The sequence below is a fragment of the Jeotgalicoccus halotolerans genome, from assembly GCF_003387165.1.
GTDB classification, from domain to species: domain Bacteria; phylum Bacillota; class Bacilli; order Staphylococcales; family Salinicoccaceae; genus Jeotgalicoccus; species Jeotgalicoccus halotolerans.
The window spans coordinates 1-19,353 of the sequence record NZ_QUMW01000014.1 but is presented as its reverse complement, the minus strand read 5'-3'; the positions used below and the strand labels follow the sequence as shown (position 1 = coordinate 19,353).

Here is a 19,353-nt window from a genome sequence, read left to right as displayed (position 1 = left end):
TAGGAGCTGATTATATGCAAAAATTCATCACGATGGGTGAAGGTTATCACGAAATATTTGAACTGCAGGCATTGATCGACTATAATCACGAACGTGTTCAGCATGCAATATTTCTAAACAATGATAAAACACCTGCGACATTTCTCTTGGTTATGAAACCAGTTGAACAAAACCTGCAGGCGATATACACTATCTACAATGGCATCGTCTATAATAACGGCCAGGGTAAAAAGTATCAGCTGATAAAGTCATGGTGTGAGGAGAAAAACTTGAGCATCGTCGAGTTTTCAACAAAATCACCGGAAGAGTTTTATGAACGCGAACAGTTCTACCAGTATTTAACCGGAATTTTAAGATTAAATCATCTGATTCTGCCCATGACTTAATTAAATAAGACGGTAATCTTCTTTTTCTTTATCTTCAGTATGATATTCGCGTTTGATATTCGGATATTCACTCAAAACGATATCGGTAACAAATTTCAGTTTCCCGAGGTCTCTGAGCGTCTTATCCAAATCGGATTCATCGATATACAAAAGGACATACTTCTTAGATTTATTCACATAAATTAAATGTCCGTGCCGTTTCAATTGTCGAATGAATTTATTTTGTTTAAAATAAACATATATACCAAGTCGGTTAACTAACATTGACTGACCACCTATCTAAATCTTTAGAATCATAATAACATATATCTTATATGTTTTTTAAATGAATATCTCATGGAGGTTTCCAACATGGCAAATTGTTTTAAAAGAATGGTAACAGCAGTCGGTGTTGCTGCCGGGCTGACACTCGGTCTATGGACAGGTACAAAGTTAGTGAAAGAAACGAAAGTGCGCGATATCAAACCATACTTCAAACAGCGTTCACCGTACATTTTCGCACACCGCGGCGGTATGGGACTTGCACCTGAACACACACGCATCGCGTTTGACAAAGCATCGGAATTCGATGTGGAAGGATTTGAAATTGATATCCGTCTGACAAAAGATGAAGAAATTGTCGTTTTTCACGATGCCTATGTAGACAGAACATCAAACGGTGCAGGGAAAGTCAGCAATTTAACACTCGATGACTTAAAAGACCTTGATTTCGGTTATCACTTTACCGATGTTGAAGGCAATCACCCATACCGCGGACACGACAAAGCAAAAATTGTTACTCTGCGCGAATTGATTGAAGAATATCCGGGCAAACTAATCAATATCGATATTAAAGATGACCCCGACACATATTCAGGCAGTCTTATTCCTAGCCTGCTCTACCGTTTGATTACCGAACTCGGCGCTCAGGACCGCGTACTCGTAACAAGTTTCCACGATTCACAAATTAAGCAGTTTAATCTGTATGCAGAAGATACTGTTGCCCTCGGCTCGGGTGTCGATCAGGTCAGCCGTGCGTACTTCCTGCACCGTGCAGGATTCGGTCATATGTATGAACCGGCGGCGGATACTTTCCAGATTCCGACAGAATACAACGGTATTCGTTTAGATACAAGACGTTTTATCGAGTACTTAACGAGTCTGAACATTGCAGTAGGATACTGGAACATCAACAAGATGGATAAAATGGATGAACTCATCCAAAAAGGTGCGCATACTATCGTGACCGACTATCCGGACATCAGCTATCACTTGTTAAAAAACAGATACTAAGACAAAAGACCTGCAGAAATGCGGGTCTTTTTTTGTGGGCGGGTGGAGGTGCTGGGACTGGGGTTGGCATGACAAAGTATCATGTGTATCCGCAGCAGCTGGGATTGTCATGAGCGCAACTCATGCCGACCCCAAGCGCGCAATCCTACTCTCTCCAATAAAAAACACAGTTCCGAAGAGGAACTGTGTTTTGAATTTAAATTTATATTAGCCTGCGCAGCCGCAGCTTCCGCCTGTTGCACAGCCGCTGTTTGAACTGTTTGAGAAAAATGGATTACTGCTGACGATATTTGCATGGGGACTGACTGACTGCCCTATAATAAAGAGTATTTCATCCAGCAGCGACTGCAGCTGAAATTCCGCTCTCCGGTACTCCATTATAATCGGATGCATGTCCAAGGCTTTTTTATACTGGTTAATCTCTTTTCGTTTCGTGCTGAAATCAGGGTGATATTTACCAAAACGTTCAACGTCGATAAAGTTCTCTTTTAAACGCGCAAAGTGTTTAATCATGCCTCTGACTTCATCATCTGTATCCAAGAGTGCTTTATAATTACAGTAGTTTTTATATTCTGCTGTCTCAGTAACCATATCGTTTAGAGAGTCTAGTGAATCCAAAATTTCAAAATCCATAATTGCTATCATATAATCACCTCTCCTTAACGATTTTATCATATAGACACATTTGTTACTATATGATAAATACCATTTGCAACCTGTATTGTAATAGATTAAAATTAGGGTAATGGATAAATGATAGGGGGCAAAATGATGGTTTTTGAAAACTCAGGTATTGAAAATGTAGTCATTCCACAAGGCTCACTGCAGGAAATTATGAACCACAATGGTTGTGTTCTTGGCGGCAGTTGGGATTACGAGCGTATGACTTTCGATTATAAATACGAAATTCCTGAAGGTATTTATTACTTACGTTTTCCTGGATATGCAGTAGACGGTGATGTCGGTGCAAATAATGCAACATTACAGTTAATGGATCCTTATATGGGGAAACATTACTACCCGACTGGTATCGAATACGGCAGCGATGAAGTATTCCCTGAACGCATCGTTGAACATGCGATCAGCAAAATCAGAACAATCAGCAAGGAACTGACTTCAGTTGCGGGCATTTAATTTCCAGCAGCTGCTACATAATAATACCTCTTACAGTAATCTGTAAGAGGTTTTTATTAATTCTAATGGAATATTGCATCCCACAGACCGGTCGTTTCTCCGCCCGGATATAAAATATAAAGTATGATATAGACCATGATACCTGTCACTGCAGTGAAGAACCAGATTGTCGCTGTTGTCATACCGAACTTTCTGTGCTGGCGCAGTTTGTTTTTCTTGCCGGTGAACACTTGGATTCCTCCGAAAATTCCTCCCGTAGTAGCCAGTATAATATGACTGACAAGGAAAATTACATAGTAAATTTCAAGCGATTCAGGTCCGCCAAATTGAGTGTTTCCAAGGAATACAGTTTTCGATATATAAATAACGAAAAATGTTAACGCCGACCATGCAGCGAGTGTCATGAATTTCTCATGTGTCAGCACGTGCCCTTTTTTAATATGATAAACACCAATACCCATAAATATCGCACTCAATACGATAAATGATGTACTGAGTGTGGGCAGGATAAAATATATGTCCAAGATTTTTCCTCCTATGCTCTAAACCGGTTATTCATTTCTTTTTGTGCCTGTGCTTTTGCCAGGGCACGTTCTGTAATCTGATTTTCATCTCTGCGTTCTTCATTGAACCATTTAAAGAATATGTGAGCGAGCATTACTCCGAAGAATACTTCCTGCAGTACTTTCATTATAATACCGCCTGTCTGCTGGTCATTCAAAGGCGTTGAGTTTGTAAAGTATTCCGGTCCGGAAATCATCCCTGCTCCGGAAATACTGTCAAGAATACCTGAAGGTACGCATAACTCCATCGCACTTAACCACGCTTCACCTTCTGTAAAAGTAGCATAAATCGGTGTGCTTGAGAAAATAATCAGTGCACATGCCGGAGTAACAAAAGCTCCGATTCCAAAAATATAAAGAAGTTTAAACAATCCGCCCATATGCTCTTCTTCAGGTTCAACTTTGTTGAACATCGGGTAAAACGCCATTAAGGCTGTCAGGAACATTACTGCGAGTACTAAAGTATGAAGAGTTGCACTCATTTTCAGGTTGTCCATAACAACAGGTAAATGGTAGATTGAAAAAGCAGCGATAAGCAGCATCAGTGAGATTAAAGGTTTTTTCGCACCTAATCTCAGCACCGGACCGATTACCGGCAATGAAACGATATATTTCTGCAGATAAGCCGGCACGCTAAAATACATCAGCGGTGCAATTAAGAATAATACAAAAGCCATCTGCACCATGTGGAATGTAAATAATATATGACTTAATAAGTCGACTGGAGAGCCGTACATTGCATACAGTAAAATCATATTGACTGCAAAGAGGCTACCCTCTTTTTTCGTCAGAGGACGTCCCCCTTCAAATTCTTTATACCATCTCGTTGTGACAAGGAAGAATACTGCCGTAACAAGAATAATGAAAGCCATAAAAAACGGACTCCAGTTTGCCATAAAACCGAAAATTTTAATTGAAGTTATATTTCCCATACCTACCACCTTAAATTTAACCTTATTATCTCTAGTATAAATTTATTATTATTATAACTCAAGACGATAAAAACACACAAAGTGACAAACTGTTGACCAAAAAAAGATGACCTTCTAAGAAGGCCATCTTTTTTTGCATTAGATCGGTTCGCCAATCCATACGATATATATGAATGTTACGCAGAAAGCAATTGCGAAATACAATCCTAAAACCATAAACAGTTTCGCAAAATCATGCCCTTTATCTTTCATGTGCATGAAGTAGTAAAACTGCAGTGCAACCTGGATGAAGGCAAAGAGTATTACAATCCCCATGATGAAGGTTGGATCAAACTCCAACGCAACCATACAGAATGCCATAAATGTTAAGAAAATCATAAATGAAAATCCTGTAAGCTGCAAGCGCATCTCTTTTGTTCTCTGACGTCTAAGATTTCTCAGCTGAGTTTCTGTCATTGGTTTCTCTTGTAAATCACCCATTTATATCACTCCTAACAAGTAAACGATTGTGAAGATAAATACCCACACAACGTCAATGAAGTGCCAGTACAGCGCTGCTGTGTTCACTTTAGCTGCTGTGTATACTGATAAGCCGCGCGTCGCGTTACGGATAATCAGACCCGTAATCCAGATCAGACCGATAATTACGTGGAAACCGTGAGTACCGATCAGAATGTAGAATGCACTACCGAAGGCGCTGGATCTGAAAGTATGTCCAAGGTGAACATATTCATAGAACTCGTAAATTTCAAGTGCTAAAAATCCTGCACCAAGAAGTACTGTAATAGCTAGCCATAACTGCATTTTACTGAAGTTATTATTACGCATGTGATACACCGCGTATACACTCGTCAGTGACGATGTAAGTAATAACATCGTCATAACAAATGCAAGTTCAAGGTGGAACAAGTCAGCTGCAAGCATATGATCCGAGCTCGGTACACTGTCTTTTAATGCCATGTACGTCGCGAATAATGAAGCGAATAATACTGTCTCTCCGCCTAAGAAGGTCCAGAAACCAACGAATTTATTTTTACCTTCCAGTGTTGCTGTCTCCGGGTGCTCAGGCCACTGTTCATTAGGGACATTATATTTCATTTCAGCCATTATTTAGCACCCCTTTCCTGTTCTTCAAGATCTCTCAATACTTCTTCTTTCGTTACATAGTAGCCAAGATCATCTTTAAATGAACGTGTAATCATTGAGATAAATGTAATTGCAAGTCCGATTACAAGTACCCAGAATGCCCAAGGTCTTACTGGTAAATCTGCTACTGCATCGATTGCCCATTCTTTGCCTGAAGCAAAGTACAGTGCACCGAAGGAAGCGATAAACAGACCAAGTGACATAACAAATGGAATGATTGAATTGTTTGGCATATGGAAATCATCAAGCGATTCAGCCGGAAGCATTTCGCCATTGCCTTCTTTTTTCTCAATCCAGAATGCATCAAGTCCGCGTACTAAAGGCAGCTGTGCAAAGTTGTAATATGGTACCGGTAGCGGTAATGACCACTCAAGCGTACGTCCATCGCCCCAAGGATCGCGGCCGACTCTTTGATTTTTAGCAACAGTAATAATGATGTTAATAACAAGTGTAATTACTGCCGCGGCCATCAAGAGGGCACCGATGGTTGAAATTAAGTTTGCTGCGTTGTAGCCCTGTCCGTCGAGATAAGTAAATACTCGGCGCGGCATTCCCCACAGTCCTAAGAAGTGCTGGATCAGGAATGTCATATGGAAACCTACAAAGAACAGCCAGAATTCTACTTTACCAAGTTTCTCACTCAGCATCGTAGCGAACATTAACGGCCAGTAGTAGTGAAGTCCTGCAAGTAAGGCGAACACTACCCCTCCGACGATTACATAGTGGAAGTGAGCTACGATAAAGTATGAGTCATGATACTGGTAGTCAGCTGGAGCTACTGCCTGCATAACTCCTGTTACCCCACCCATAACGAATGAAGGAATAAATGCAAGTGCGTACATCATAGGTGTTGTAAATTCTATGCTTCCGCCCCAGATAGTAAAGATCCAGTTAAATATTTTAATACCTGTCGGTACTGCGATTGCCATTGTTGCTAAAGCGAAAATTGCGTTAGCTGTCGGTCCAAGACCAACTGTAAACATGTGGTGTGCCCATACCATGAATCCGAAGAAACCGATAAGCACAGTTGCGAATACCATCGCTGAGTAACCGAATAGACGTTTACGAGCGAATGTTGCGAATATTTCAGAGAATATCCCGAACGCTGGAAGAATCAAAATATATACTTCCGGGTGACCGAAAATCCAGAATAAGTGTTCCCAGATAATCGTGTTACCTCCAGCCTCTACAAGGAAGAAGCTGGAACCGAACATACGGTCAAATATTAACAGGAAAAGTCCTGCTGTTAACGGCGGGAATGCAAAGACAATCAGGACACCTGCAACAAGTGACGTCCATGTCATAAGCGGCATTCTCATATATGTCATACCAGGTGCTCTCATCGTAATAATAGTTGTTACGAAGTTAATACCTGATATTAAAGTACCCGCACCTGAAACTTGTAACCCAAGTGCATAGAAGTCAATTCCGTGTCCAGGTGATGCAATTGACAGTGATGCGTAGCTTGTCCAGCCCGCATCCGGTGCTCCGCCTAAGAACCAAGAAAGGTTAAGGAAAATACCACCGAAGATAAATAGCCATACACCAAGTGAATTCAAGAATGGGAATGCTACGTCACGCGCACCAATCTGGAGCGGTACTGTAGCGTTCATAAACGCGAATAACAGAGGCATCGCGGCTAAGAATATCATCGTTGTACCATGCATCGTAATGACTTCGTTAAATAGTCCCGCTGAAAGGAAATCGTTATTCGGCACTGCCAGCTGAAGACGAATCAGCATTGCTTCAATACCGCCGAGTGCGAAGAAGAATCCACCGGCAATCAAGTACAATATTGCAATTTTCTTATGGTCAACGGTAGTCATGTATTCCCAAATCGTCGAACCAATTCCCCGTTTTTTAGCTGTTGCTTCGGACATTGCTAGTTACCCCCCTCTTCTGACTCTTCATCAGCAGCAGGCTCTCTTAATTGAGATACATCTCCGGAACCTTCTTCAACTTTAAGTTCCATTAAGTAAGATGCTACTGCTTCAATTTCTTCGTCAGTTAATTCGTAAGTGCCTGCCATTTTGTTATCCGGTTTAAATGACTCAGGATCTTTAATCCATGCTTCAAGATTTTCCTGATCATGTTCTAAATAACCTGCGATTAACTCACGGTCACCGAAGTTCGTTAAGTTAGGACCCATAGCTCCCGGACTTGTCGGTGTAGCTGCATGACAGCCCATACATGAGTTATTGAAAATTTCCTCTCCGCGCTGTGCATCTTCAGATGAAGCCTGTACAGGTTCTTCAACTGCTTTCATATCTGCAAGCCACTGATCGTACTCTTCTTCAGGCAAGGCTTTTACTTTAAAGTCCATTAAGGCGTGCGATGGTCCGCAGAGCTCAGCACATTTACCGTAGAATAAACGGTCTGCGTCCTGGGCTTTATCGTCGTCAAAGACTAAATAGAAACTGTTGATACCATCGATGTTGGTATCCATTTTACCTCCGGCTGCCGGCACCCAGAATGAGTGTTTAACATCTGCACCCTGCAGGTTGAAGTAAACTTTTTTGTCTGTAGGAACTACAAGTTCCTGTGCTGTAACAACTTCTTCGTTTGGATATTCAAATTCCCACCAGTACTGGTACGCTCTGACATTAATAACTGTTTCTTCGGCGTTTACATTGCCGTCAGCATCTGTCATAGCTTCAGTATCTGCCTGTTTAAATACGAAATAAACTGTTGGAATTGCTAATACAATAAGCAGAAGAATCGGAATTGATGTCCAGATAACTTCAAGCGTGTGGTTACCCGCCTTGTCAACCGGTTCGAAATCCTCAGCTTTTTTACTTCTGCGGCTCTTCGTTACTGCGATTGTGAACAAGACAACAACTACTGCGATAACAAGCAGCATAATGATGATTGATAAAATCATTAAATTGAACTGTTCGCGTCCGACTTCTCCTGCAGGTCTTAAGGTACTTAATTCATTCGTACCGCAACCGGCAAGGAAAAGAGTAAGAGCAGAAACCAATAATAATGCCTTACCTTTAAGAAAACTTAAATTCATTGTTAGACCCCTCTTTCATTCATTTACTTTTTAAATATTCACAAGTAAGCCGGCTACGATAATCATGACGAAAAATATCACGACGTAGTTGAGTGAAAAGACAAATATTCGCCCGGCATAGCGATTATAGTCCGTAATCCGTTTGAACTGATTAACACTTAAATAAAACCAGACCACATTAAGTGCGGCTGTCAATGCAACAAACCAAATACCAAGTTCAAACATCATAAGTGGTGTGAACAAAAGAAGTGACACCCAAAAAATAATCGAGTTTCTAGTGCGAACATTCCCTTTCACAGAAGGCAGCATTGGAATACCCGCCTCTTTGTATTCATCGCTCCGTCTTATAGCCAATGCATAGAAGTGAGGCATTTGCCATAAGAACATTACGAGGAACATCGACCACGCTAATATATGTAGATTGGGTTCAAAAACAGCCCAGCCAATTAGCGGAGGCATTGCTCCGGGGATTGCACCTATAATTGTGTTTGAGACAAGATGTCGTTTGGCAAAAATCGAATATACAACTGCGTAACCGAAGGCTGCGGTTAACCCTAGAACACCGACAGTCGTATTGATTAAAAACAGCATTGCGAGGCCAAATCCAAGCATCGTAAATCCGATTGCAAGAATTTCTTTGCCTGAAAATGTTCCATCAATACTCGGTCTTGCCTGTTTCGATTTCATCAGCCGGTCAATATCTCTGTCATAGAAATTGTTAAGGGCACAAACGCCTCCGATGACTAGTGTAGTACCTAGGAGCATCAACAGCATGACAGGAATCGCTTCGAAAAACGAAATGCTATAATACATAACAGCAAGAAAGCCCGCTGCAAACGCAGGTATTAAGTTCGCTTTAATTATGCCATCCTTGATGAGTGTTTTAACTGCTTTCAGTTTTTTACTGCGTGCCGTTTGATGTACCTCTCGCTGGTATACATCACTGTGCATCTATACGCCCCCTTTCATAAACAAACACATTTATCTTTAATAATAGATTATCCCGGCCACATTTTCTATACATATTTGAAATAAAAATGTTACTTTTTGCATTGTTCATGAATTATTCATCAATATGCCTCATTATGATACGGAATCTGTTTTATACTCAGATGAGTATGGTATGAATCTCTACACTAGTTAATTTTACCATAGTTTTATAAATTGTTAAGAGCTATTCAAAACTTTGCACATTGCAAAGAACGGTATTCTAATATATATTTATTATTTGTATAGCGAACAGAAACGCGATTATTAGAGGTGTTCTATTTGTACAGAAATTTAAAAATTGTAGCGATTATTACGACACTGATTATGGTCTTTGTCCAAATCGGCGGCGCACTTGTTACAAAAACCGGTTCCGAAGACGGCTGCGGAGAGACCTGGCCGCTTTGTCACGGGGAGCTCATTCCAAAAGACTGGCCGCTCGATACAATTATCGAGCTCGCACACCGCGGAGTTTCAGGTGTTGCTATTATCTTCCTATTAGTATTGGGATATATGGCCTGGAAACAGATTGGACATGTCCGGGAAGCTAAATTCCTTATTTACCTGTCACTGAGCTTTATACTGATCCAGTCACTGATCGGTGCAGCAGCTGTAATCGGCATCTGGGAAGGCGATTTCGTCCTCGCAGCTCATTTTGGTATTTCATTAATTTGTTTCGCTGCAGTCTTCCTTTTGACTCTGCTTATTTTTGAAGTCTCACACGGACAGCATGAACGTAAAATTTATGTCAGTCCATTTTTAAGATATAACACGATACTGATAACAATTTACATATATATTGTTATTTACAGCGGAGCATTAGTCAGACACACTGACTCTTCGCTTGCATGTACTGAATGGCCGCACTGTATGCCGGGCGAAATAATGCCTGAGAACTTTTATCAGTCGGTCCAGATGGGACACAGATTTTTAGTCGGCATACTCGCAATATGGATGCTGCTTATACTCATCCATGTACTGCGTAAATACAGTGATTCTCCGCTTATTAAAAAATGCTGGATTACTGCATTTGTATTGCTGATTCTGCAGGTAATTACAGGCATGCTGTCTGTATTTACAATGGTAAATATTTTCATTGCACTGTTCCACGCACTGTTTATTACTCTCCTGTTCGGAGTGCTCTGCTACTTTATTATGCTGTTATCGAGAAATAAAGATTAAATTAGCAAGCAGATTTAAATCCCGCCAGCCATTACGGCTGTCGGGATTTTTTTATCCTGTGACATATACACGCTGCATTTCGGGTATTCAAATTATTAATACTTATATTTGATGAAAGGAGAGGATGTGCATTGAAAGATATATTTGCATTACTTAAACAAGGCAGTATGGCCTCGCTTACTGCAGCTGTTGTAAACTTTATTCTGGCAGGACTGAAAGGTCTTGCGTTTCTATTCACGGCAAATGTTGCCATGTTCGCCGAAATGATGCATTCTTTCGGAGACGGCGTAAACCAGCTTTTTGTTTTTACCGGTTCGAGCCTTTCAAAAAAAGCACCGACTAAAAGGTTTCCATTCGGCTTTGGCAGACTGGTGAACCTCGTCTGTCTGTTTGCGATAATTATCGTAGCGATACTCTCTTACGAAACTGTAAAGGAAGGCATACATCATATAATCGAACCTCTTCCTGCACAGACCGAAACCACTCTGCTGCTAGTAAATATTGGCGTTCTTGCAATCTCGATGATGCTGGAAGGAAGTGTCCTTTATAAAGCGGGCAAGGAATTGCTGCAGCAGGCGGGTCAGCCTTTTGACGGTCTTAAACCGCTGACTTTAAGCTACAAGCATATCGACAGTGCAAAACCTGCAACTAAACTTGTATTTTTAGAAGACACTGTAGCGACTGCCGGAGCCTTCTTAGCAATTATCGCTATACTGATCGGACGGTTTACAGGACTTCTGCAGGCCGAAGGAATTGCATCTGTCTTAATCGGTCTCATGATGTTCTACATCGTCTACAGAGTATTTATGGAAAATGCAGCAGGTGTGCTCGGAGAAAGCGACCCTCATATGGAACAGCGCATTTCAAAAATCGTTCTGAAAAACGATGAAATAAAAGATATTCAAAAACTCATCGTGCTGAAAGAAGGAGATGCTCTGCACGTGGAAGTCATCGCTGAGATCGCTCCCGATCTGACCGTTGCCTACACGAATGAACTCCGCGATGATATTGAAGCGCTGATACTGAAGCAAAGTCATGTTACCGACGTGAATATGGAATTCGAAGTCGACGACGGGAAGAGATCCTGGCCGGTGACTCAAAATCAGCTGGACAGGAAATCACAAAAGAAATAAGAGTATAAATTAACAAACCCTCCGGATTTAAGACCGGAGGGTTTACTGTCAGTATTTATTTTTTCAGTTCAATTTCTTTCTGTTTAACGTGTTTTGCTGCAATGGTGAGCAGTCCAACCGCAATCGATACACTGAGGAAGGATGACCCCCCATAGCTTAGGAACGGCAGCGGCACCCCCGTCAGAGGAATAATTTTTGAGATTCCGCCAACATTTATAAATACCTGGACCGTGATATACATGGCCACCCCGATACATATAATCCTGTAAAACGTGTCGGTCGACCGGTGGGCGTACATCAATGCTTTGATGATAATAATCAAATACAATATTACGACAAGCAGTACACCCACAAGTCCGAGTTCTTCAGCGATAACTGCCATGATAAAGTCTGTATGCGGTTCAGGCAGATAGCCGAGTTTAATTATACCGTTGCCGATACCTGTACCAAACAGCCCGCCGTGTGAAATCGCAATAAGTGAGTTCGTCAGCTGGTAACCTGTTCCCATCGGATCATTAAACGGATGGAAAAATGTTTCAATACGGTGCATCTGATACGGCGACAGCACTGAGCCGTTAACGAGATAAAGTATCCCGGCGATGGCACCGAGTGTCGCCGTGCCGAGTGCCATTGCCCAGCCTATGACTTTAAGCGGGATGCGGATATATAAAAACATACTGAGAATAATCGCAGCTGTAACCATCCAGGTACCGAAGTCATTAATCATGACCATACCGGAGATAACCAGTATAAATACAAGCGGAATAATACTTGTCAGTTCGTCGCTGTCGATACGTTTTTCACGTTTCGAATATATGTAAGCCAGATACAAAATTGCTGTGACTTTAAAAAACTCGGAAGATTGCAGACCGAATCCGCCGATTCTGATCCAGTTACGCTGCCCGTTGATTTCCGTACCGAAAAACATTGTAATTAAAAGCAGCAGTACAATTCCCGCCAGCATAATGAGCTGGACACCCTTCATTTTAAAAAAGTTTCCGCTCATAAAATACGTCATAAAAAAGACGATGCTAAAACCAAGCAAAATAAACATCAGGTGTCTAATGTAATAGTATTCAGAGTTGCCCTCGTTCATCTGCGCGGGCACCATACTCGCACTGTAAACCATAACAAGTCCAATGAGTGACAGTGCAACATATGCGATTAGTATTAAAAAATCCACGTATTTGGAATACGACTTAACATAGTTGAAGAAATTTCTTATAAATTGCACGGCTGTTCCCTCATTTAAAAAAGTCTAAAGAAATATTCTTTAGACTTGATTCTTTTCTTTTTCCATATATGCTTCGTGTACTTTGGATACTTCAACTTCAAGGTGATCCAGAATATCACGGCCGTCTTGTGCATCAACTAAACCAAGTCTTACTGCAAAATTTATTTCTTTCGATAAGCCGAACATTTGTGTATCCAGCACTTCTTCAAACACAGGGCACTGGGGCATCGTTAAATTTTCCATTTGAACTTCGATTAGCTGGAGAATTCTGTCAGCGTCTTTATCCAATTGATTATAAGCAAGTTTGCTCAGTTGTTTTTCAGCAGACACGCGGTTCCCCCCTCATTTACTCTTCATAAAATTTTATCCTAACAATCGTAAAAAAGCAAGCAACATCCGAAGATGCAATAGTAAATGTTTACTACTCCATTGTATAATTTTATCGTAAACTTTGCTATAATTTCTAAGCAAAGGGAGCGATATTAATGATAATTCAACTTACTGGAAATGTACGGTACCAGATTACTCTTGATCCTTCGACCTGGATATTCGATGACCGTAAAATCAAATTAGAAGATTTACTGGCACAAAAGGAAGACGGAGAAGAGATTACATTCAATGACGAAACCGAATGGAACCGTCAAATTATTGAAGGAGAAACAAAGCCGCCCACGCTTAAATCTGAAAAGAAACATAAAAAAAGAGAACTGCTTGAAAGTTCCTTTGTTATCGGTTTAGCACCTTTTCTAGAATATGCAGAAGCTTATGAAGATGAAGATGCGAAGATTGTGTTTGTACATAACGACGGTGAAACAGAACTTCAATACAAAGACCGCGAAACATTTTATGCCCATTTTTCTAATAATGGCAAACGCCTGCACGAAGATGGTTTATTTGATTTGCTGGTTGTCGGCGCCGACGGCGTTGAACAGGATCGTCTCGTTTATGTTACCAAAATAGAATTTAAATAAAAAAATCCGCGAACTTTAAGTTCGCGGATTTTTTTATTTAACCGGCGGGCCTTTCGGCTGTGCAATGTTGCCTTCTTTTCTTTCCTTATGCAGTCTGTATCTGTAACCTGCGAGTATGATTGCAATAACAATTAAACATTCAGCCACGGGATAAAACGCACCGAAAAAGGTCAGAAATATTACACCGAAAAACATCAGTATATAAATAACAACTGTTTGCCACAGCTTAACTTTGCGGGCAAATCCTAATTGATATACGATAGCACACAAGACAAAAATTGTAATGAATAAATACCACATACCGGTTTCAGGATTGGAATCCAGACCATATAGTCTCCCGAAAAAAGTGAGCCGTTCCGTCAGACCTGCACCACTTTCGGCGTTCAGGAGAATGAGAGGATTTAACAACTGCCTCACTCCACTTCGCTTTTATTACTTACTTTTTTTATACGCTTTTTCACGTGCATTTTTCTCTAAAATTTTCTTACGCATGCGAACTGTTTCAGGAGTAATCTCCACAAGTTCGTCTTCGTTAATATACTCAAGTGCTTCTTCCAGAGTCAGTGATCTCGGTTTTTTCATTGTAGTTGTCTGCTCTTTAGTTGCTGAACGAATATTGTTGGCAGCTTTCACTTTAGTAATATTAACGGCAAGGTCATTTTCGCGTGAGTTCTCTCCGACAATCATACCCTCGTATACTTCAGTACCAGGTTCCATAAAGTTCGTTCCGCGTCCTTCAAGTGCAAGAATTGAGTACGTGCTCGCAGCACCTTTATCAATTGAAACAAGAACTCCGTTTCTTCTGCCTCCGATGCGTCCTTTAACCAGTGGGCGGTACTCTTCAAAAGTATGGTTAATAATACCGTAGCCGCGTGTCATCGACATGAATTCTGTACGGTAGCCGATAAGTCCGCGCGCAGGAATCAGGAATGTCAGACGGGTCTGTCCATTACCTGTTGTGACCATATCGAGCATCTCACCTTTACGTGTACCCATTGATTCGATAATACTGCCAGTATTTTCTTCGTGTACGTCAATTTGCACACGTTCGAACGGTTCACATTGAACACCATCAATTTCACGGATGATAACTTCCGGTTTTGATACCTGAAGTTCAAATCCTTCGCGTCTTAAGTTTTCAATAAGAATCGATAAGTGAAGCTCACCGCGTCCTGAAACTCTCCAGGCATCCGGCTGGTCTGTCGGGTCTACACGCAGTGATACATCTGTTTCTAATTGAAGATTCAAACGCTCTTCAATTTTTCTTGCTGTAACGTGCTTGCCTTCGCGTCCCGCAAACGGCGAGTTGTTAACAGCAAACGTCATCTGCAATGTCGGTTCGTCAATATGAAGAACCGGCAGTGCTTCCTGAGCATCTGTAGGCGTAATCGTTTCACCGACGTTAATATCCTCCATACCGCTGATTGCGATAAGGTCTCCCGCTTTCGCACTTTCAATTTCCACCCGGTTAAGACCGAGGAAACCAAAAATTTTCGATACTCTGAAGTTTTTAATTGTGCCGTCGATTTTAATTAATGAAACTGTTTCACCAACGTTAATCGTTCCGCGGAAAACGCGTCCGATTCCGATACGACCAACGTAATCGTTGTAATCCAGTAATGATACCTGGAATTGAAGCGGCTCGTCGCTGTTGTCTACCGGTGCAGGAACATAGTCTACGATAGTTTCGTAAATGGATTGCATGTTTTCCTCCTGCTCACCTGGTTCGCGGCTTGCTGTACCGTTCATTGCAGATGCATAGACAACAGGGAATTCAAGCTGTTCGTCGTTGGCATCAAGTTCGATAAAGAGTTCAAGCACATCGTCCACTACTTCTTCAGGGCGCGCACTCGGTTTATCAATTTTATTAACTACTACTACCGGTTTTAAGTTTTGCTCCAAAGCTTTTTTAAGAACAAAACGCGTCTGAGGCATCGTACCTTCATATGCATCGACAACGAGGATTACCCCGTCAACCATTTTCATAATACGTTCTACTTCTCCGCCGAAGTCAGCGTGGCCCGGTGTATCTAAAATATTTATACGCGTATCTTTGTAATCAATCGCTGTATTTTTCGCCAGTATTGTAATTCCGCGTTCGCGTTCAATATCATTCGAGTCCATGGCACGTTCTTCAACGTGTTCATTTTCACGGAAAATACCAGACTGTTTTAAAAGCTGGTCTACTAATGTCGTTTTACCATGGTCTACGTGTGCAATAATTGCTATGTTTCTAATGTTTTCTCTCAGGTTCATCAAGAGGATTTTCCCTTCGTATATAGAATATCTTTATAACCGTAACAGTATACCACATTTTTTACCAATCTGAACATTCAAGGATATTATTTTTATGATATAATTCGAAATAAGACAAATGACTTTTAGGGGAATAATTATGGAAAAGAAAAAATCAAAGGCTGTATTTTTAATACTTGCTGTCTTGGCAGTTTCAATGATGATTGCATTTTCGATTTTCATTGCCGAAGAAATGATCATACTTGCAGTATTGTCGGTTATAGTGTTTATCGCCATTTTCGGCACTGGTTTCACATTGAAGAAAAAGTATCGTGAAAATGGCTGGCTCTAACTTCAGTTTTGCTTTAACTGCTTATTTATTATAACAGATTTCCTTATTTGTATTGGAATAATTGGGAAATCTGTTGTATTTTTTTGCATTTTTTAAATTATCGTTTTTTGACGGCAAATTAAGACCGGGCAATAATGAATTTATCATTCATTAAAGGAGCTTTGCTGTGAGACAAAAAAATGAAAAGTTAAAAGTTTATGAGTTTCTGTATAACCGGTTGCCTTTTAGCGATGACGAAACTGAAGAATACGAAGCAATGCAGCGGATGGATCTTTTGGAAGAACATTTTGATTTATATTTGCGTCAAATCAATACAGTAAATATGGAGCTGTTCTGGCACTGCGAAATAACAGTAGGCACTGACCATGAACTGATTAATGTGCTGATTGCAACGGAATATTGCTATTACCTTTTCATTCTGCACAACTACGCCGGTGAACATTTTATTAATCCATTTAATATTTTAATCGACAGCAATTACGAAGCTGTCTACGATTTAAACCGTACTGCGAAAGTTTACGAAAAGTTTAAGGAAACACTTGTTGATGAAGGCCATTTCCAGCGCCCGATTATTATTAAACACGTCGTAATGAACGAAACTTTCAAACTCGCTAAACGGCCGTCCGATCAATTTCTATCCCTTAAAAATCTGCCTTACTATTTAAAAGCGATTGAACACAGTGCTGTTATCAGAAAAAAGCAGCCGCGCCCGGAATTGAAAAGTTAATAGCCCGTACGGCAGTTTCGAGCGCAGCTGCAAATGATTTCTCGTACGGATTCAAGTGCACCGGCTGCCTGGAGTTCAGCCTTGAACTCCTCAGCAGCAAATTAATAATGTGTGAATCCTGCCATGCTATTCATAATATCGAAAATATGTTTACCGATTATTTTGATATGCTGAACCTGCTTAATATTTCACAGCCGTATACTAAAAAACAGATTAAGCAACATATCAATGTCCCGCTCAGCAATTACGCTTTGTTAAAATATGTCGGTAAAATTTTCACGAAAACATCAAAGCATTCCCAACTGTACTATTACGAATCATGAATCTTTTCATGATACTCATAAAGTCTTTTATCGCCGGTAAAGTATTCAAGAATTTCTGAATGGATTTTGGGATTGCCGCTGATTACACTCGATGAGCTTAAGAGCGGCAGCTCTCTTCCATACAAATCTGACGTTTTAAACCCCAGTTCTTCAGTAATAATTACTCCGGCAGTATAATCCCACGGATACAGCTTTAAAAACAGCAGGGCAGAAATCTGTCCTTTTGCAAGCATCGCAAATTCCAAAGCAGCAGACCCGTACGATCTTACGCTGCGTGACTCAGCCATAATTTTAAAAAACGGACTGCGGGTTTCTTCGCCGAGTACTCTTTTCGGATTGATGGCAATGAGAGATTGATTTAAAGATATATTCTCTGCCGGCAGTAGCGCGTGTTCGTTTAAATATGCACCATTTTTATATTTAGCGTGGTACAAATCCCGTTTCATACAGTCGTAGATTAAGCCGCAATACGGTTCTCCGTCGATAAACACCCCGATAGATATTGCAAAATTTTCTCCCTGGTGCACAAAATTTAAAGTCCCGTCAATCGGATCGACAATCCAGATGACGCCTTTTGTATCTTGTATATTTTGTCCATGTCCTTCTTCACCGATAATAAGATGGTCCGGAAAACGTTCCAGAATTTTAGTATATAAAAACTGTTCTGTCTCTCTGTCGACATCTGTTACGAGATCATTTGGATTCGATTTACTGTCGATCTGAAATTCCCTGGTCATGCGCATTTCGATAAATTTACCAGCTTCAACGATTAATTCTTTGCCAAAGTTATATATGTCCATGAATCCACCTCAATCATTTGATTGCTAACCCACTTTATTTTATCATAAGAGAGACCTTTTGAAAGGAGCTCAACCTTAATGAAGTATACATTTACACAAACAGACTTTGATGTTTTCAATATTGACGGCCTCGAAAACAGAATGGCAGCCCTGATTGAAAATACACGGCCGAAACTCGAACATCTCGGAGAACACTTCAGTGCCTACTTAACTGAAATGACCGGAGACGAGACATACGCTCATGTAGCAAAACACGCACGCCGGACGACGAACCCTCCTGATGATACATGGGTGGCCTTCAGTACGAACCCCCGCGGCTACAAAATGATGCCCCACTTCCAGATTGGTTTATATAACAGCCATGCTTTTTGCATGTACGGTATTATATATGAATCAAAAGATAAAAAGCGGCTGGCAGAGAACTGGCTGAATAATATAGAGAGATTTGATAATCTGCCGGAAGACTATCAAATTTCACTCGACCATATGAAACCTGCGAAAACTCCACTTAAGGAGCTGTCTGATGATGAACTTGAAAAAGGTCTCATCAGACTGCGTGATGTTAAAAAAGGTGAATTTTTAGTCGGCAAGGTTTATAAGCCAGGCGATAAAGAACTCAGTTCTGATGAAGCTTTTATTAAAGACCTTGAACAGGTTATGGAAAACCTCGCTCAGTTCTATCATCAGTACTAACCTTTTGATAAATTAACGCAAAACCCAGATGGGTTTTGCGTTTTTTTGTTTGGTTTTTAACGAGTCCTCATCACGGTGGCGCGCACCCCTCTCTTTTGTGCCGCCGTGAAACTGATATGCTTACTCATGCGCCCAAAAATATAAAGAACATCAAAATAACCCGGCCGTCAAATGAACTGCTCCCTGTCAAGTAGACAGGTAAAAAAACAAAATAGTATTTTGGTCGCACACGACGATTGTCGTGTGCGTTTTTTTATGCGGGTATCT

General features: G+C 40.8%; 23 protein-coding genes. 9 read left to right on the top strand and 14 right to left on the bottom strand.

Annotated features, from left to right (window positions below; all coding sequences use genetic code 11):
• Positions 1-14 precede the first annotated feature (14 nt).
• Positions 15-386: a DUF7147 family protein gene (locus tag DFR63_RS09480; RefSeq protein WP_115885710.1), complete on the top strand. Its 372-nt coding sequence runs from the start codon at positions 15-17 to the stop codon at positions 384-386.
• Here DFR63_RS09480 and DFR63_RS09475 read toward each other — a convergent pair whose 3' ends face one another.
• Positions 387-650, bottom strand: a complete 264-nt coding sequence (locus DFR63_RS09475; RefSeq protein WP_115885709.1) for a DUF2129 domain-containing protein — start codon at positions 648-650, stop codon at positions 387-389.
• 87 nt (positions 651-737) lie between these two features.
• Between DFR63_RS09475 and DFR63_RS09470 the strand changes: the two genes are divergently transcribed.
• Positions 738-1,658, top strand: a complete 921-nt coding sequence (locus DFR63_RS09470; RefSeq protein ID WP_115885708.1) for a glycerophosphodiester phosphodiesterase family protein — start codon at positions 738-740, stop codon at positions 1,656-1,658.
• A 207-nt stretch (positions 1,659-1,865) separates the two neighbouring features.
• Here DFR63_RS09470 and DFR63_RS09465 read toward each other — a convergent pair whose 3' ends face one another.
• Entirely contained in the window at positions 1,866-2,303 is a 438-nt protein-coding gene (locus DFR63_RS09465; RefSeq protein ID WP_115885707.1) for a YlbF/YmcA family competence regulator, read from the bottom strand.
• 126 nt (positions 2,304-2,429) lie between these two features.
• On the opposite strand from DFR63_RS09465, the gene DFR63_RS09460 reads away from it, so the two are divergent.
• Entirely contained in the window at positions 2,430-2,792 is a 363-nt protein-coding gene (locus tag DFR63_RS09460; protein ID WP_115885706.1) for a YugN family protein, read from the top strand.
• A 62-nt stretch (positions 2,793-2,854) separates the two neighbouring features.
• Here DFR63_RS09460 and DFR63_RS09455 read toward each other — a convergent pair whose 3' ends face one another.
• The 7 genes from DFR63_RS09455 to cyoE all read right to left on the bottom strand — a co-directional run bounded on the left by DFR63_RS09455 (position 2,855) and on the right by cyoE (position 9,400).
• Positions 2,855-3,316 (bottom strand): DUF420 domain-containing protein, encoded by a 462-nt coding sequence (locus DFR63_RS09455; RefSeq protein ID WP_115885705.1) that lies wholly within the window; start codon positions 3,314-3,316, stop codon positions 2,855-2,857.
• Between the two features lie 11 nt (positions 3,317-3,327).
• On the bottom strand, positions 3,328-4,287 hold the full coding sequence (ctaG, locus tag DFR63_RS09450; RefSeq protein WP_115885704.1) for a cytochrome c oxidase assembly factor CtaG: 960 nt from the start codon (positions 4,285-4,287) through the stop codon (positions 3,328-3,330).
• Positions 4,288-4,425: 138 nt separating this feature from the next.
• Positions 4,426-4,767 (bottom strand): cytochrome C oxidase subunit IV family protein, encoded by a 342-nt coding sequence (locus DFR63_RS09445; RefSeq protein ID WP_115885703.1) that lies wholly within the window; start codon positions 4,765-4,767, stop codon positions 4,426-4,428.
• Complete coding sequence (locus DFR63_RS09440; protein WP_147302216.1) at positions 4,768-5,394, bottom strand: cytochrome (ubi)quinol oxidase subunit III; 627 nt, start codon at positions 5,392-5,394, stop codon at positions 4,768-4,770.
• Positions 5,394-7,313 carry a cytochrome c oxidase subunit I gene (locus tag DFR63_RS09435; RefSeq protein ID WP_115885701.1) on the bottom strand — a complete coding sequence of 640 codons (1,920 nt, stop codon included), beginning with the start codon at positions 7,311-7,313 and terminating at the stop codon, positions 5,394-5,396. Before DFR63_RS09435 ends, DFR63_RS09440 begins: the two co-directional genes overlap by 1 nt.
• Positions 7,314-7,315: 2 nt before the next feature.
• The gene (coxB, locus tag DFR63_RS09430; protein ID WP_115885700.1) at positions 7,316-8,449 is read right to left on the bottom strand and encodes a cytochrome c oxidase subunit II; all 1,134 of its coding nucleotides are present in this window, start codon (positions 8,447-8,449) and stop codon (positions 7,316-7,318) included.
• A 30-nt stretch (positions 8,450-8,479) separates the two neighbouring features.
• A complete protein-coding gene (cyoE, locus tag DFR63_RS09425) occupies positions 8,480-9,400 on the bottom strand; it encodes a heme o synthase (RefSeq protein WP_115885699.1) in 921 nt (306 codons plus the stop codon).
• Positions 9,401-9,718: 318 nt separating this feature from the next.
• Between cyoE and DFR63_RS09420 the strand changes: the two genes are divergently transcribed.
• Complete coding sequence (locus tag DFR63_RS09420) at positions 9,719-10,618, top strand: COX15/CtaA family protein (protein WP_342767909.1); 900 nt, start codon at positions 9,719-9,721, stop codon at positions 10,616-10,618.
• A gap of 131 nt (positions 10,619-10,749) precedes the next feature.
• Entirely contained in the window at positions 10,750-11,751 is a 1,002-nt protein-coding gene (locus tag DFR63_RS09415; RefSeq protein ID WP_115885698.1) for a cation diffusion facilitator family transporter, read from the top strand.
• Positions 11,752-11,806: 55 nt separating this feature from the next.
• Here DFR63_RS09415 and DFR63_RS09410 read toward each other — a convergent pair whose 3' ends face one another.
• A complete protein-coding gene (locus DFR63_RS09410; protein WP_115885697.1) occupies positions 11,807-12,985 on the bottom strand; it encodes an FtsW/RodA/SpoVE family cell cycle protein in 1,179 nt (392 codons plus the stop codon).
• A gap of 39 nt (positions 12,986-13,024) precedes the next feature.
• On the bottom strand, positions 13,025-13,315 hold the full coding sequence (locus tag DFR63_RS09405; protein WP_115885696.1) for an Fpa/YlaN family protein: 291 nt from the start codon (positions 13,313-13,315) through the stop codon (positions 13,025-13,027).
• A gap of 155 nt (positions 13,316-13,470) precedes the next feature.
• On the opposite strand from DFR63_RS09405, the gene DFR63_RS09400 reads away from it, so the two are divergent.
• On the top strand, positions 13,471-13,956 hold the full coding sequence (locus DFR63_RS09400; protein WP_115885695.1) for a hypothetical protein: 486 nt from the start codon (positions 13,471-13,473) through the stop codon (positions 13,954-13,956).
• A gap of 33 nt (positions 13,957-13,989) precedes the next feature.
• On the opposite strand, the gene DFR63_RS09395 is transcribed toward DFR63_RS09400, so the two are convergent.
• Both DFR63_RS09395 and typA read right to left on the bottom strand, forming a co-directional pair.
• Positions 13,990-14,364: a YlaH-like family protein gene (locus tag DFR63_RS09395; protein ID WP_245954171.1), complete on the bottom strand. Its 375-nt coding sequence runs from the start codon at positions 14,362-14,364 to the stop codon at positions 13,990-13,992.
• Positions 14,365-14,388: 24 nt separating this feature from the next.
• A complete protein-coding gene (gene typA / locus DFR63_RS09390; RefSeq protein WP_115885694.1) occupies positions 14,389-16,215 on the bottom strand; it encodes a translational GTPase TypA in 1,827 nt (608 codons plus the stop codon).
• Positions 16,216-16,351: 136 nt separating this feature from the next.
• Between typA and DFR63_RS09385 the strand changes: the two genes are divergently transcribed.
• Both DFR63_RS09385 and DFR63_RS09380 read left to right on the top strand, forming a co-directional pair.
• A complete protein-coding gene (locus DFR63_RS09385) occupies positions 16,352-16,543 on the top strand; it encodes a DUF5325 family protein (protein ID WP_115885693.1) in 192 nt (63 codons plus the stop codon).
• 166 nt (positions 16,544-16,709) lie between these two features.
• Positions 16,710-17,270 (top strand): hypothetical protein, encoded by a 561-nt coding sequence (locus tag DFR63_RS09380; protein ID WP_115885692.1) that lies wholly within the window; start codon positions 16,710-16,712, stop codon positions 17,268-17,270.
• Positions 17,271-17,580: 310 nt separating this feature from the next.
• Here the strand turns inward: DFR63_RS09380 and DFR63_RS09370 are convergent, their stop codons facing one another.
• The gene (locus tag DFR63_RS09370; protein ID WP_115885690.1) at positions 17,581-18,393 is read right to left on the bottom strand and encodes an inositol monophosphatase family protein; all 813 of its coding nucleotides are present in this window, start codon (positions 18,391-18,393) and stop codon (positions 17,581-17,583) included.
• Positions 18,394-18,471: 78 nt separating this feature from the next.
• Here DFR63_RS09370 and DFR63_RS09365 point away from each other — a divergent pair, with 78 nt between their 5' ends.
• Positions 18,472-19,086 (top strand): YktB family protein, encoded by a 615-nt coding sequence (locus DFR63_RS09365; protein ID WP_115885689.1) that lies wholly within the window; start codon positions 18,472-18,474, stop codon positions 19,084-19,086.
• Positions 19,087-19,353 lie beyond the last annotated feature (267 nt).